We start from the raw sequence: 15,991 nt of genomic DNA on the forward strand, positions 1-15,991 counted from the left end.
GCACCGGGCGTGCGCCTACCATGGGTGACGTGTCGTCACCTAAGGCTCAGGACCATCAACTGGCTCTGCTTTATCGGCAGTTGTCGTGTTTCAAAGCCGAGAGGTCACCGTCACATACCGCGCCACACGTTGTCGTAGGCCGCGTCCTCGACGCTCTTCCGCTGCCGTACGGCCTCCAGCTCCGTCACCGCGTCGTGGACCACGGCGATGACCGTGTCCAGCGACTCGTCGGTGACCTTCGCGGAGTCCTCGTCGGACACCTCGCGGATCCCGGCGGCCGCGGCGAGCTGGGCGAGGACGGGTTCGCCCTGGGCCCAGCGGTCCGCCGCGCTGCTGCGGGCCGGGGAGTCGACCAGGGCCGTCCGGCCGGTGCGCACCGGGATCCAGCGCCCGCGCTGCCGCTCGACCAGTCCCTCCGCCTCCAGCGCGGCGAGATAGGCGGAGGACAGGCTCCGCCCGCGCCGCCACAGCCAGTCCTCGACCGACTCGTACGGCGTCTCCCGCACGAGCGCGGCCGCGGCCTGGTCCAACAGGCCGTCCGCCAAGGGAAGTTGGGGGTTCGGCACGATCAGGTCGCCGTCCAGTGCGACGGCTTCGGCGGCGAGGAGGTCGACCACCTCCGCTCCGGCGAGCGCGAGCGACAGATCACCCGTCTCGACGGGGCGGTCGGGTGCGACATCCATGGCGACGATCATCAGGTCCCGCGGTGTGCTCATGGGTGCCAACCTAGCGCGGCTTATGCGAGGAGGCATCGACACCCAACGTTTACATAATTCCGCCCCGCCGTCAGCGGTGTTTCGGGACTGTGAGCCTCGGATGAATAGCAGGGGCTTTTGGACCGCTTGCGCCACTGCGGTCCGAGTGGTGTGCCCTCTGAAGGAAATTGGCAGGGTTTTCGGTTGTTTGGGACCCTGTTCCGGCTGGCCGGATCACCTCCGTCAACCAGTTGCTTACCTTGGCGTTGTTGACCGACGAGTAACCGGGGGGCTAGCTTTCCATCAGCCCTCTCGCGCCTCTGCGATTACATTCGGCGCACCCCCGCCGAAACCCCCCACCGTGCCATTTCACCGTTTATTCGGAGAATCATGACGCCTGTCGCGCGCGCCGAATGCATGATCATTGGAATCACCCCGTTCCATGAGCCGGATGCCCGACTCGCGGCGGCCGTCAGCCGCGCCGGCGGGCTGGGGGTACTGGACCTGGGAAATGGCGACCGAAGATCAAGAGAGGCCCTGGCGCGCATCCGCCGCTGGTCCCCGGGTCCTTTCGGGGTACGGGTCGGGCCGCACTGCCGGATCGGTCCCGGTGACCTCACGACGGGCACCGGCGCCGCCCCGCACACCGTGGTCCTCACCGCGGACGCTCCCTGGCGGGTCGACGAGGTCGTCGCGCAGCACCGGGTGCTGGTCGAGGTCACCGACCCGGACCAGGCGCTGGCCGCGGTCCGCGCCGGTGCGCACGAGCTGATCGCCCGGGGCGCCGAAAGCGGCGGCCGGGTGGGCGAGTTGAGCACCTTCGTGTTACTCCAGCGGCTGCTCGCCGAGCCCGGTGTGGACGTCCCGGTCTGGGCCTGCGGCGGCATCGGCCCTCGTACGGCCGCCGCGGCCGTGGCCGGTGGCGCGGCCGGGGTCGTCCTCGACAGCCAACTGGCCCTGCTCGCCGAGTCGGTCCTGCCGGAGGCGGCGGCCGCCGCGCTGCGCTCGATGGACGGCTCCGAGACCACACTGGTGGCCGGTCACCGCGTGCTCCTGCGGCGCGGTCCTGACGCCCCCCAGGTGCCCGCCGACCGGGTGTCCGGGCTGCTCGGCGCCCGCGACCCGCGCACCCAGTTGCTGCCGGTCGGCCAGGACGGTTTCCTCGCCGCGCGCTTCGCGGAACGCTGGGGCGACGCGGGTCGCACGGTGCGCGAGCTGACCGCCGCCATACGGGAGTCGATACGGGACGAGGGCCCCGCCAACGCGCTGCGCGCCGGTTCCCCGATGAGCCGGACGCTCGGCACCCGACTCCCCATCGCCCAGGGCCCGATGACCCGGGTCAGCGACCAGGCGGAGTTCGCCGCGGCCGTCGCCGAGGGCGGCGCCCTGCCGTTCGTCGCGCTGGCCCTGTCGAGCGGCGAACAGTCGCGCACGGTGCTGGCCGAGACCCGCGCCGCCGTGGGGAGGCGCCCCTGGGGTGTCGGGGTGCTCGGCTTCGCACCCGAGGAGATGCGCAACGCCCAGCTCGAAGCCGTACGGGAGTTGGAGCCCACCCACGCGATCATCGCGGGCGGGCGGCCTTCCCAGGCCGAGGCGCTGGAGCGGGCCGGGATCTCCACCTTCCTGCATGTGCCCTCGCCGGGGCTGCTGCGGCAGTTCCTGGACGCGGGGATGCGCAAATTCGTGTTCGAGGGCTCCGAGTGCGGGGGCCATGTCGGACCGCGCGGCAGCTTTCCCCTCTGGGAGGCCCAACTCGCCGTCCTGGCCGACTTCTTGGAGAAGGCCGACCCGGGTACGGCCGAGCACATCGAGGTGTTCTTCGCGGGCGGCGTCCACGACGGACGCTCGGCGGCGATGGTGGCCGCCCTCGCCGCACCGCTCACCGCACGCGGCGCCGCCGTCGGCGTACTGATGGGCACCGCCTATCTGTTCACGGAGGAGGCGGTGACGCGCGGGGCGGTCCAGCCCCTGTTCCAGGACCAGGTCGTCCGGGCCACTCGCACTGCGCTGCTTGAGACCGCGCCCGGTCACGCCACCCGCTGCGTGCCGAGCCCGTTCAGCGACAACTACCTCGATTTCGAGGCCCAGTTGCGCGAGCAGGGCGTACCCGACCGGCAGATCTGGGAGAAGCTGGAGCGGCTCAACGTCGGCCGGCTGCGCATCGCGAGCAAGGGTGTCGAGCGGGACGCGGACGGCGCGCTGACCGCCGTGGACGAGCAACGCCAGCTCGCCGAGGGGATGTTCATGGCCGGCGAGGTCGCCGTGCTGCGTTCGGCGACCACCACGATCGACGCCCTGCACCGCTCGGTGACCGAGGAGGCCGCCGCCTTCCTGGCCGAGAGCGCGCGGACTGCCCGCGCGCTCCTGGGAGTTGAGGAGACAGCCGAGCCGGAGGCACCGGCCCCCCTGGACATCGCTGTCATCGGCATGGCGTGCATGTTCCCGCAGGCGCCCGACCTCCCCACGTTCTGGGCGAACATCCTCGGCGGCCGCGACTCCGTCGACGAGGTCCCGCCCGACCGCTGGGACCCCGCCGTCCACTACTCCGCCGACAAGGACGGCGCCACCCCGTCGAAGTGGGGCGGCTTCCTGCCGCGCATCCCCTTCGACCCGCTTCGCTACGGCATCCCGCCGACCTCCCTCGGCAGCATCGAACCGGTGCAGCTGCTGGCCCTCGAAGCGGCCCGGCGTTCGCTGGAGGATGCCGGATACGGCGACCGGGGGCGGAAGTTCGACCGTGCGCGCACCTCCGTGGTGTTCGGCGCGGAGGCGGGCAGCGACCTGTCCAACGCGACCACGCTGCGCGCCGTACTGCCCTCCTACTACGGGAAGATCCCGCAGGGCATCGAGGAGCAACTCCCCACGCTCACCGAGGACTCCTTCCCCGGCATGCTCTCCAACGTCATCTCGGGCCGCATCGCCAACCGGCTCGACCTCGGCGGCGCCAACTTCACGGTCGACGCGGCCTGCGCGTCCTCGCTGGCCGCCGTCGACGTCGCCTGCAAGGAACTCGTGGGCGGCACCAGCGATGTCGTCCTGTGCGGGGGCGCCGACCTCCACAACGGCATCAACGACTACGTCCTCTTCTCCTCCGTGCACGCCCTGTCCCCCACCGGCCGCTCCCGCGCCTTCGACAGCTCGGCGGACGGCATCGCGCTCGGCGAGGGCGTCGCCTGCGTGGTCCTCAAGCGGCTCGCGGACGCGGAGCGGGACGGCGACCGGATCTACGGCGTGATCAAGGGAGTTGGGAGCTCCAGCGACGGCCGCTCCCTGGGCCTGACGGCACCCCGCCCCGAGGGACAGCGGGCCGCGCTGGAGCGGGCGTACCGCAACGCGGGCGTCTCCCCTTCCGAGGTCGGCCTGGTCGAGGCGCACGGCACCGGGACGGTCGTCGGCGACCGCACCGAACTCTCCATCCTCAGCGCGGTGTTCACCGAGTCCGGCGCGGAGACGGGCAGTTGTGCGCTCGGCTCGGTCAAGTCCCAGATCGGGCACACGAAGTGCGCCGCGGGACTCGCCGGTCTCATCAAGACCGTGCTGTCCCTCTACACCGGCGTGAAGCCGCCCACCCTGCACATGAAGCAGCCCAACTCGGCGTGGAAGGAGGACAGCAGCCCGTTCGTCTTCCACGCCAAGCCACGGCCGTGGGCGGCCCCCGCCGAGGAACGCGTCGCGGGCCTCAGCGCGTTCGGCTTCGGCGGCACCAACTTCCATGCGGTGATCGGGGCGTACGGCGAGGCGGTTCCGCCCGCGCAGGGTCTGGACGCGTGGTCTGCCGAGCTGTTCACCTTCCGGGGTGCGGACCGGGCGGCTGCGCGCCGGGGCATCGAGGAGATCCTGAAGCTCGCGGAGACGGGCCAATGGAAGCTGCGCGACCTCGCGCTGAGCGCGTCGCGGCGCTCCGACGCCCGGCAGGAGCCGGTGCAAGTAGCCGTCGTGGCGCGGGATGTGGAGGGACTGGCCGGGCAACTGCGGCGGGCCCTCCAAGGTGAGCAGGACCCCGCCTCCGGAATCCACGCGGCTGACGAGGAAGGGAACACGGGCAAGGTCGCCTTCCTCTTCCCCGGTCAAGGCAGTCAGCGCCCCGGCATGCTCGCCGATGTCTTCATCGCGTTCCCCGAGCTGCAGCACTATCTGCACCTCGGCCGCGACCACGCCGACGCGCTCTACCCGCCCACCGCCTTCGACGACACCGCCCGCGACCGCCAGCAGGCAGGCCTCACCGACACCCGGGTCGCGCAACCCGCGCTGGGCATCGCCGGGTTGGCCGCGCACGCCCTGCTCACCGAGGCGGGCGTGCGGCCCGACATGGCGGCCGGCCACAGTTACGGCGAGCTGGTCGCCCTGTGCGCGGCCGGTGCGATCGCGCCGGAGGCGCTGCTGGAGCTGAGCGCCGAGCGCGCGGCGGCGATCCTCGAAGCCACGGGCGCGGACGACCCGGGAACCATGGCCGCGGTGGCGGCCGGTGCCGAGGACGTCGAGCAGGCCCTGAAGACCGCGAACGCACCCGACTCCGTCGTCGTCGCGAATCACAACTCGCCCCGCCAGACGGTGATCTCGGGCCCGACGGAGGCAGTCGCCACCGCCGTACGGCTCCTGCGCGACGCCGGTCTCGGCGCCAAGCGCATCCCCGTGGCCTGCGCCTTCCACAGCCCGCTGGTGGCTGGGGCGGGCGAGCGCTTCGCACAGGCTCTCGCCCAACGGCCCGTGCTCACACCCGAGTTCCCCGTCTGGTCCAACCGCACGGCGGCCCCGTACGGCGAGGACGCCGACGCGGTCCGGGCCGAACTCGCCGCGCAGATAGGCTCGCCGGTCGGCTTCGTCGCGCAGATCGAGGCGATGTACGAGGCGGGAGCCCGGGTCTTCGTCGAGGCCGGACCCGGCTCCGTGCTGACCCGGCTGGTCGACCAGATCCTCGGCGACCGCCCGCACCGCACGGTCGCGTGCGAGCCCCGGCAGGACAGCGGGCTGCGCGGCTGGCTCGACGCGCTGGCCCAACTTGCCGTCGCGGGGCTGCCGGTGCGCACCGGATGGCTGTTCAACGGGCGCGACGCCGTCGACGCGGCCCGGACCCCCGTGCCCTCGCGACCCGGCTGGACGGTCGACGGACAACTCGTCCGTACCGCCGCCGGAGCACTCCTGCCCGGTGCCCTCGCACCGGCCCGACGCGTTGTGGAGACGACTGTGACGACGAACCCTCAGGACGGTGTCCACGTCGAGGCGAACAGGGACGCGCTCATCTCCGAATTCCTGCGCACCAGCCGGGAGATGGTGGCCGCGCAACGGGATGTGCTGATGACGTACTTCGGCGCGGCGCAGGGGGCGGCGCCCCAGGGAACGTGGGTTCCGGCCCCGGCGCCCGCCGCGATCGAGGCCCTGCCACAGACGCCCGCCCTGCCGGCTGCCGAGGCTCCGACAGCTCAACAGCCCCCAGCTGTCCAGGGGTTGACGACTGCCCCGGCGGCCCCCGAGGCCGTCACCGAAGCCGACGTGCTCCGGGTCGTCCTGGAGGTCATCAGCGAACGCACCGGCTATCCCGTCGACATGATCGAGCCCGACCTCGACCTGGAGGCAGACCTCAGCATCGACTCCATCAAGCGCGCCGAGATCGCCGGGGAACTGGCCGGGCGGCTGGGCATCGGCGGCGGGATGGACGTGGCGACGCTCGACGACGCCGAGTTGGAGGACCTGGCGAAAGCCCGCACGGCGGCCTCCGTCACGGGCTGGCTGTCGGCGCGGCTGACCGAACCGGCGGCGACGGACGAGACTCCCCCGAGTGCCGGAGCCCCCCAGGCCACCTCCCCGAGCGCCCCGCAGGACGAGATCACCGGCGCCGCGCCGAAGCGCCTCCAACTGCGGCCGGTACTGCTGGCACACCAGGACGGCGACAACCCGGTGGACCCGGCATCCGTACTGAGCGGGAGGCGGTTCGTCCTCTACGGCGACGGTGACGGCCCCGAGGCGGTCGCGGCCCGGCTCTCCTCCTACGGTGCCGACACGGTGACCATGGGCCCCGAGCACCAACTCACCGACGTGGACGGCCAGGTGGACGGCGTCCTGTATCTCGCTCCGCTCACGGCGTCGGCGCCGGTGCTGCCCGACGCGTTCCCCGTGTTCCAGGCCGCTCTGCGGGGCGGCCCGCGTCAACTCCTCGCGGTACAGGGCGCGGACGGTGGATCGGCGGGGCTGCACGGGCTGTTCCGTACGGTGGCCCGCGAGTATCCGGACACCGTCGCCCGGGTCGTCGAGCTGGCGGACACCGCACCGGACGCCGTCGCCGACGCGGTGATCGCCGAACTGCTGGCGCCCGGCACCGAGTCGGTCGTCCTGCGAACTGCCGCCGGACGACACGGACTTGAGCTGACGGAGACACCGCTCGGCGCGCTCGCGACGAACGGTGCCGGGCCTGCCGGTGACGGAGTCGCCGAAGCATCCGCGATCGGGCTCGACCGCGACTCGGTGGTGCTGCTGGTGGGCGGCGCGCGGGGCATCACCGCGAAGTTCGCCGTCGCGCTCGCCGCGGCCTCCCGGTGCCGTATCGAACTGCTGGGCAGGACGGCCGCACCGGTAGGGCCCGAGGACCCGGCGACCGCGGGTGCCCGCACCCCGGCCGAACTGCGCGCCGCCCTCGCCGCGAAGGGCGGTGGACTGACCCCCGCCGAGATCAACCGCACCGCCGAACTCCTGCTCGCCCAGCGGGAGATCACCGCGACCCTGGACGAACTGACGGCCCTCGGCAGCGAGGCCCGCTACCACTCCGTCGACTTCCGTGAACCGGACGCCGCGCTCCAGGCGGTCAAGGAGATCCACGCCGAACACGGCCGCCTCGACGGTGTCGTCTACGCGGCCGGCGTCATCGAGGACCGGCTGATCGCCGAGAAGACCACCGAGTCCTTCCAGCGGGTCTACGGCACGAAGACGCACGGCGCCGAGACCCTGCTGTCGGCCCTGGAGGAACTGCCCAACGGCCCTGCTTTCGCGGTCCTGTTCGGCTCCATCTCGGCCGTGCTCGGCAACCGGGGTCAGGTCGACTACGCCGCCGCCAACGACGCGCTGCAGAGCCTGGGTACCGCCTGGGCGGCCCGGACCGGGCACCGTGCGCTGACCGTGCACTGGGGGCCGTGGGCGCCGACCGGTGGTCACCACGGCATGGTCACCCCGGAGTTGGGACGCGAGTACGCCCGGCGCGGCATCTCGCTGATCGACCCCGAGGAGGGCACCGCGGCCCTGCTGCGCGAGCTCGCCTGGGGCGACGAGTCAGCAGGGGCCGTCGTCTACACCGCTTCGGGCTGGTAGCCGTGACGGACCGTCAAGTGCCGGTCGCCATCGTGGGAATGTCGGTGCTGCTTCCCGGCGCCGCCGACCTCGACGCGTACTGGCGGAATCTGCTGGGCGGCACGGACGCCATCAGCGAGGTGCCGGACGGGCGTTGGGACGCGGACTACTACCGGCCCGACTCCGCGAGCGGTCCGGCCGTGGCCGACCAGGTGTACTGCCGGCGCGGCGGCTTCGTCGACGCGCTGGCCGAGGTCGAGGTCACCCGGTTCGGCATCATGCCGAACTCGGTGCCCGGCACCGAACCCGACCAGCTCATCGCCCTCCACGTGGCCGCCGCCGCCCTCGCCGACGCGGGCGGCGAGTCCCGCCTGCCCGACCGGCGGCGCGTCGGTGTCGTCCTCGGCCGGGGCGGCTATCTCACCCCGGGTCTGGTCCGCCTCGACCAGCGGGTCCGTACGGCGGGCCAACTCGTCCGCACGCTGGGCGAGTTGCTGCCCGACCTGGACCCCGGCCAACTCGACCGCATCCGCACCGCGTTCACCGAACGGCTCGGCCCCGACAGTCCCGAGTCGGTCATCGGCCTGGTCCCCAACCTCGCGGCGTCCCGCGTCGCCAACCGCCTCGACCTGCGCGGCCCGGCGTACACGGTGGACGCGGCCTGCGCGTCCTCGCTGATCGCGGTCGACCAGGCGGTCACCGAACTGGCCGCCGGGCGCTGCGACTTGATGCTCGCGGGCGGTGTCCACCACTGCCACGACATCACGCTGTGGAGCGTGTTCTCCCAACTGCGCGCACTCTCCCCGAGCCAGCGCATCCGCCCCTTCCATCGCGATGCCGACGGCATCCTGATCGGCGAGGGCACGGGAGTCGTCGTCCTCAAACGCCTCGCCGACGCCGAGCGCGACGGCGACCGGATCTACGCCGTCGTCCGCGGCACCGGCGTGTCCAGTGACGGCCGCGCCGCGAGTCTCGTCAACCCCGACTCGACCGGCCAGACCCACGCCGTACGCCAGGCCTGGCAGGCGGCGGGACTGGACCCCGCGCTGCCCGGCTCCATCGGCCTGCTGGAGGCGCACGGCACGGCGACACCCGCCGGTGACACGGCCGAACTGACCACGCTGGCCGAGGTGTTCGGGAACACGGGCACATCCCAGGGCCGTGCGGTGATCGGCTCGGTGAAGTCGATGATCGGCCACACGATGCCGGCCGCCGGAGTCGCCGGACTGGTCAAGGCCGCCCTCGCCGTCCACCACGGCATGCTCCTGCCGACCCTGCACTGCGACGACCCGCATCCGGCGCTCGCGGCGACCCGGTTCCGTCCGCTGGAGAAGGCGGCGCCCTGGGAGACCACTCCCGAACAGCCGGTGCGACGGGCGGCGGTCAACGCCTTCGGGTTCGGCGGCATCAACGCGCATGTCGTGCTGGAGGAGGCACCGGGAGCGCGCGCGTCACGTTCGGCGGGGGTGGTCGACGACCCGGAACGCACGAACGCCCCCGCTCGCACAGCCTCCGTGGCCGAGCCGGAACGCGTGCTGATGCTCGCCGCCGACAGCCCCGAGGCCCTGGCCGCGCTGCTGGACGCGGACGACTCCGCCCTCCTGGCCGCGGGCAACACCCCTGCCGCCTCGGACCGTTCCCGCCTCGGCATCGTCGCCCCGGACGCCAAGCGGCTCGCGCTGGCACGCCGGGCGATCGCCAAGGGGCGCGCGTGGCAGGGCCGTAGCGATGTGTGGTTCACGCCGAGCCCGCTGATCGGGCCCGGCGCGGGAAAACTGGCGTTCGTCTTCCCGGGTCTGGAGGGGGACTTCACCCCCCGGGTCGAGGACGTCGCCGCGCACTTCGGACTCCGGGAGAACCGGTCCGCAACTCCCGCACAGGTGGGGGACGTCGGCCGTCACGGCTTCGATGTCGTCGGCGTCGGGCGGCTGTTGGACGCCGCGCTGCGCACGATGGGCGTCGTCCCGGACGCGGTGGCCGGACACAGTGTCGGCGAGTGGACCGCGATGACGGCCGCCGGGGTGTACGCGCCGGACGAGGTCAGCGACTTCATGGAAGCGTTCGACCCCGACTCGGTGACGGTCCCCGGCCTCGCCTTCGGGGCGATCGGAGCCCCGGCCGAGCGCGTGCTCTCGGCGCTCGCCACCGACTGGCCGGACGCCGGAATCGTGCTCTCCCACGACAACGCGCCGGGCCAGTCGATGGTGTGCGGACCGGACGACGCCGTGGACGAGTTCGTGCGGTCCTTCCGCGCGCAGGGCGTCCTCAGTCAGGTCCTCCCGTTCCAATCCGGCTTCCACACACCGATGTTGAAGCCCTACCTCGCCCCGATCGAAGAGGCCACGAACCGCTTCCGCCTCCACCCGCCGACGGTCCCCCTGTGGTCCGGGACCACCGCCTCGCCGTACCCCTCGGACGAGAAGGCGGTCCGCGAACTCTTCATCCGGCACCTGCTGGAGCCCGTGCGCTTCCGGCAACTCGTCGAGGCCATGTACACCGCCGGCCACCGCGCCTTCGTCCAGGTCGGCACCGGCCAACTCCGTTCCCTCATCGACGCGACCCTCAGCGGACGCGATCACCTGGTCGTCGCCGCCAACTCGCCCCACCGCACCGGACTGGCCCAACTCCGGCGCGTCGCCACGGCGTTGTGGTCGGCGGGCGCAACGGTGGACCCGACGACGCTGGCCCCGCAGAAACCGGCTCCACGACGGGAACGGCCCCCGGTACGGCTCGACCTGGGCGGCGCGCTGGTGTCCCTCGACGCGCCGACCTTGGTGACGCTACGGGCGGAACTGCGCACACCGGCGGCCGCGACCGCACCGACCCTCGCCGCTCTGTCTCCCCTCGACGCCCTCACCGACCGCTTCCCGGCCGCCGCCGAACTGCACGCGCTCATGCGCGACACCGCGGACACGGCCGCCCAACTCATCAGCGCGGGCAGCCGTCGTGCCGTAGCGACCGCCTCCGCGCCCCGGGTGTCCGCCCCCGTTCCCCCACCCCAACTCCCCAGTCCCCCAAGGGAATGGCAGACCACGGTCCACGTCTCCCCCGAGTCCATGCCCTACCTCATGGACCACTGCTTCTTCCCGCAACGCCCCGACTGGCCCGACGTGGCGGACCGTTGGCCGGTGGTCCCCGCGACCACGATCGTCCAGCACATCATCGAGGCGGCGGAACGAACCGCCCCGGGCATGCGCGCGGTCGCCGTGCACGACGCGCGGTTCGACCGTTGGCTGACAGCGACACCTTCAATCGACGTGCCGGTGCGGGTAGTCACGGACGCTCCCAACCGCCTCGCCGTCTCCTTCGGCCCGCACGCCCGCGGTGTGGTCGAACTGGCCCCCGCCCACCCCATGTCACCCCCACCGCACCCCCGTCCGGACCCGACCACCGAACGCGTCCCCGACCACACCGCGGCCCATCTCTACGACGAGCGCTGGATGTTCCACGGCCCGGCGTTCCAAGGGGTCACCGAACTCACCGCGATCGGCGACCGCCACGTACGCGGCGTGATCACCACGCCGCCGGCCCCGGGCGCCCTGCTCGACAACGTCGGCCAGATCCTCGGCTACTGGATCATGGCGACCCGCACCGAACGTACCGTCGTCTTCCCGGTCGGCATGCGCGAGATGCGTTTCTACGGCCCTCATCCGCGCCCCGGTACGGAGGTCGAGTGCCTGGTGCGGATCACCTCGCTGACCGACACCGCGCTCGAAGCCGACGTACAGCTCACGGTCGACGGCGAGGTGTGGGCGGAGCTGACCGGCTGGCAGGACCGGCGCTTCGACAACGACCCGCAGACCAAGCCCGTCGAGCGTTTCCCGGAGCGCAACACCCTCTCCGAGGCCCGCCCCGGCGGCCGGACCCTGCTCAACGAGCGCTGGCCCGACCTCGCCTCGCGCGACCTGATCATGCGCAACTCACTGAGCAGCGTGGAGCGTTCGCAGTACGCCGAGCATCCGCCGCGCGGGCGCCGGCAGTGGCTGCTGGGCCGGATCGCGGTGAAGGACGCGGTACGGCAGTGGCTGTGGGGCCATGGCGAGGGGCCTGTCTTTCCGGCGGAGATCCGGGTCCACAACGACGAGTCGGGCCGCCCGTACGTCACCGGTCTGCACGGCCGGACCCTGCCCCCGCTGGACGTCTCGCTGGCCCACCGCGCCGAGGCGGCGGTCGCGATCGTACGGCCGCATGCCCCTGGTCCGGGCCCCGGGATCGACATCGAGGAGGTCGTGGAACGCCCCCCGGCCACCCTCACCACCGCCCTCGGCGAGGAGGAACTGGCACTCATGCGCGCCCAGTTGACGGCCGGCGGCGAGTCCGAGGCGCTGTGGTTCGCCCGCTTCTGGGCGGCGAAGGAGGCGGTCGCCAAGGCGGAGGGCACCGGCTTCCGGGGACGGCCGCGCGACTTCGCCGTCTTCCAAGTGGCCCCCGGCTCAAGGCTGTTGGTGTCGGGGCGCCTGGAACGCGCCTACACCGTGCACTACGAGCCGGCCGGCAATCCCCCCAGTCTGCCGGACAGGACCTACGTCGTGGCCTGGACGACGGGACCCGCGCACGAAGAGGAGTACGACCGATGACCCTCACCACCGAGGACACCGTCCTCACCGACCTCACCGGCATGCTCACCACGCTGCTGGAGGACGAGTACGGCGTCGACGACGTCGAGATCACCATGACGACGACCTTCAACCGCGACCTGGAGCTGGAGAGCATCGACCTGGTGACCCTGGCAGGTCTGCTCCAGGAGCACTACGGGACGAAGGTCAACTTCGCCGAGTTCCTGGCCGGGATGGAGTTCGACGAGATCATCGAACTCACCGTCGGCCGACTCGTGGAGTACGTCGTGCAGAGCCTCAAGGCAGCCGAGACGGGCTGAGCCATGGTGATGGTCGACACCGGTCAACTCCGGTTGCACGTACAGAGAATGAGCCCGCCCGACGGCCGCCCGGTCACCGCCACGGCGGTGCTCGTGCACGGTCTGCTCACCGACAGCCTGGCCAGCTACTACTTCACCATCGCGCCGCCGTTCGCGCTGGCCGGCATCGACGTCGTCATGTACGACCTGCGCGGCCACGGCCGCAGCGGGCGCCCGGCCACCGGCTACACGCTCGACGACAACATCGACGACCTGGAGGCGCTGCTCGACCGCCTGGAGGTGACCGGCCCGGTCCATCTGGTCGGCAACTCCTATGGCGGGACAGTGGCGTTCGGCTACGCGGCCCGCCATCCGGAGCGGGCCGCCAGCGTCTCCCTCATCGAGTCGGAACCGGCGACCACGGCCTGGGCACCGAAACTCGGCGGCATCCTGGACCGTGTGCTGCACGAGCTGGCGCACAACGAGGACGACGCGATCGCCTGGATCAGCGCGAACCGCGGCCACAACACCGCCCGCCTCGCGAAGGGCGCCGCCCGCCTGGCCCGGGAGACCTCCCTCTCCCAAGACATTCCGGCCAGCGGCGTGTTGACGGAGGATCAGATCCGCGCAGTCCACTGCCCGGTGCTCGGCGTCTACGGCGGCGACTCGGACCTCGCCCTGCTCGCACCGTGGCTGGAGTCCGTGCTCCCCGACTGCCGGACCGTCGTCGTCCCCGGCCACGAGCACTCCGTACTGGTCGAGGCGGCGGGCACGGTCGGCGGGCACATCCTCTCCCTGATCCAGGAGGCGAGCGCGACCGAGGCAGCCGAGGTGGCGGCCCGGTGAGCCGGTTCCTGTTCGTCGTCCCGCCGCTGGTCGGCCACATCAACCCGGCGGCGGGCGTGGCGGCCGAACTGGCGTCACGGGGACACGAGTTGGCGTGGGTCTGCGCCGATCCCGCTCTCGTACGGCGGCTCGCGGGCGAGTCGGCGCGCGTGTTCCCCTGCGCCGGACCCGTACCGGGTGAGGGCGAGGGCGTACGCCCACCCGACATCCGTGGCCCCGAGGCGCTGAAGTTCCTGTGGGAGGCCTTCCTCGCGCCGCTCGCCGAGCAGATGGCGCCCGGAGTCGCGGCCGCCGTCGAGGAGTTCGGGCCGGACGCGGTCGTCGCCGATCAACAGGCCCTGGCCGGCGGCCTGGTGGCGGAACGCCTCGGCGTACCGTGGGCGACCTCGGCGACCACCTCGGCCGAGTTCACGGACGTACTGGCGGGCATGCCCAAAGTCGCCCTGTGGCTGGACGAGTTGCTGGCCGGACTCCGCGCCGGGATCGGCGACCCGACGGGCACCGCCGACCCCCGCTTCTCCCCGCACCTCGTCCTCGCGTTCAGCACCCCGGAACTCGTCGGCCCCGAGGCGCGGCAGGGCGAGCAGATCCGCTGGGTCGGCCCGTCGATCGCGCCCCGCCCGGCGGCGCCGGACTTCCCCTGGGACTGGCTGGACCCGGCCCGGTCCCTGGTCCTGGTCAGCCTCGGTACCGCCAACACCGATGTGGGCGCCCGTTTCCTCACCGAGTGCGTGACGGCGCTGCGGGCACGAACGGACCGCGTGCAGGCGGTGATCGCGGACCCCGGCAACGCACTGGGCACGTCCGACGAACAGGACAAGGACCTGCTGATCCTGCCGTCGATCCCCCAACTCCCGCTGCTGGAAAGGGCGGACGCGGTCGTCTCGCACGCCGGGCACAACACGGTGTGCGAGGCGCTGTGGCACGGCGTCCCCCTCGTCGTGGCGCCCATCCGCGACGACCAGCCGGTGATCGCCGGGCAGGTCACCGGCGCGGGTGCGGGCATCCGCGTCCGCTTCGGCCGGGTCACCGCCCCCAAGCTGGGCGCGGCGATCGACGCCGTACTCCACGAACCCGACCACCGCGCCGCGGCCGGCCGCATCCGTACGGCGTTCCGCGCGGCCGGAGGCACCCGCGCGGCGGCGACCCATCTGGAGCTGCTGGCCACCGGCGCGTCCCTCAAGGAGACCCCGTGAGCAACGAGGACGACCCCAAGCCCCCGAGCCGCAACGACCAGGTGGCAGCCCTACGGCCCACCTATCAGGCCGACTTGGCCGAGGGCCTGGACCGCTTCTTCGAACCCCGGTGCGAGACCTGCCCCTGGTGCGACTCGTCCCGGCTCCGGACCCGGCTGCGCACGAAGGACCTGATCCAGCACAAGCCGGGCGCGTTCGTCCTGGACCAGTGCGAGGACTGCCGGCACACGTTCCAGAATCCCCGACTGAGCCCGGCCGGGCTGGAGTTCTACTACCGGGACTTCTACGACGGCCTGGGCGAGAAGCAGTTGGGCAACACGTTCGCGGCCCGTACGAAGATGTACGAGCAGCGCGCGGAGTCACTGCTCGCGCACTCGCCAACTCCCAAGAACTGGCTGGACGTCGGTACAGGGCACGGCCACTTCTGCGAGTCGGCCCGCACGGTGTATCCCGACACCACCTTCGACGGCCTCGACTTCACGGACGGCGCCGAACTCGCCGAGCAGGCGGGGCGGGTGGAGCGCGGCTACCGGGGCAGCTTCCCCGACCTGGCCCCGGGCCTCTCGGGCCACTACGACGTCGTCAGCATGTTCCACTACCTGGAGCACAGCACCGAGCCCGAGCGCGAACTGGCCGCCGCGCACCAGGCCGTGCGCCCCGGCGGCCACCTCCTGATCGAGGTCCCGGACCCCGACAGCCGCTACTCCCGCCTCCTGGGCCGCTGGTGGCTGCCGTGGCTCCAGCCGCAGCACCTGCACTTCATCCCGGTCGAGAACCTGCGCCGCCGCCTCACCGACCTGGGCTTCACGGTCGTGGCGGAACAGCACGCGGAGCCACACGACCCGGTCGATCTCCTCGCCGGGACCTGGCTGGCCCTGGACACGGCCGCGCCCCGCGACAACCTGCCGTGGCTGCCGAAGCCCCCGTCAGGACTGGCCCGTACGGGCCGCGCGGCGGTGCTGATCGCGGGGATACCGGCGCTGATCCTGGGCACGCTCCTGGACCGGTTCGTCGTGAAGCGGCTGTCGCATCGGCTGGGAGTGTCGAACGCGTACCGGCTGGTGGCACGGCGGGACTGAGCCATGACGCGGACGGTCAGGACAGACTCTCCGCCCGCAGACCGG

7 protein-coding genes are annotated in these 15,991 nt (G+C 72.3%); 6 read left to right on the forward strand and 1 reads right to left on the reverse strand.

Features of this window, described 5'->3' with window-relative positions; translation table 11 throughout:
- Positions 1 to 110: 110 nt before the first annotated feature.
- Positions 111 to 716, reverse strand: a complete 606-nt coding sequence (locus ACGFY9_RS15000) for a GPP34 family phosphoprotein (protein ID WP_393754171.1) — start codon at positions 714 to 716, stop codon at positions 111 to 113.
- 369 nt (positions 717 to 1,085) lie between these two features.
- Here ACGFY9_RS15000 and ACGFY9_RS15005 point away from each other — a divergent pair, with 369 nt between their 5' ends.
- From ACGFY9_RS15005 to ACGFY9_RS15030, 6 genes are read left to right on the forward strand one after another with little or no spacing between them, the layout of a single operon-like run.
- On the forward strand, positions 1,086 to 7,991 hold the full coding sequence (locus ACGFY9_RS15005) for an SDR family NAD(P)-dependent oxidoreductase (RefSeq protein WP_393754173.1): 6,906 nt from the start codon (positions 1,086 to 1,088) through the stop codon (positions 7,989 to 7,991).
- A 2-nt stretch (positions 7,992 to 7,993) separates the two neighbouring features.
- Positions 7,994 to 12,547 carry a beta-ketoacyl synthase N-terminal-like domain-containing protein gene (locus ACGFY9_RS15010; RefSeq protein ID WP_393754175.1) on the forward strand — a complete coding sequence of 1,518 codons (4,554 nt, stop codon included), beginning with the start codon at positions 7,994 to 7,996 and terminating at the stop codon, positions 12,545 to 12,547.
- Positions 12,544 to 12,846, forward strand: coding sequence for an acyl carrier protein (locus ACGFY9_RS15015; protein WP_393754177.1), 303 nt, complete (start codon positions 12,544 to 12,546; stop codon positions 12,844 to 12,846). Before ACGFY9_RS15010 ends, ACGFY9_RS15015 begins: the two co-directional genes overlap by 4 nt.
- A 3-nt stretch (positions 12,847 to 12,849) precedes the next feature.
- A complete protein-coding gene (locus ACGFY9_RS15020; RefSeq protein ID WP_393754179.1) occupies positions 12,850 to 13,671 on the forward strand; it encodes an alpha/beta fold hydrolase in 822 nt (273 codons plus the stop codon).
- A complete protein-coding gene (locus tag ACGFY9_RS15025; protein ID WP_393754181.1) occupies positions 13,668 to 14,867 on the forward strand; it encodes a glycosyltransferase in 1,200 nt (399 codons plus the stop codon). The genes ACGFY9_RS15020 and ACGFY9_RS15025 overlap by 4 nt, the downstream gene beginning before the upstream one ends.
- Positions 14,864 to 15,946, forward strand: coding sequence for a class I SAM-dependent methyltransferase (locus ACGFY9_RS15030; RefSeq protein WP_393754183.1), 1,083 nt, complete (start codon positions 14,864 to 14,866; stop codon positions 15,944 to 15,946). Before ACGFY9_RS15025 ends, ACGFY9_RS15030 begins: the two co-directional genes overlap by 4 nt.
- Positions 15,947 to 15,991: the final 45 nt, after the last annotated feature.

Origin of the sequence: Streptomyces sp. NPDC048504, assembly GCF_043200035.1 — a bacterium.
Lineage (GTDB): Bacteria > Actinomycetota > Actinomycetes > Streptomycetales > Streptomycetaceae > Streptomyces.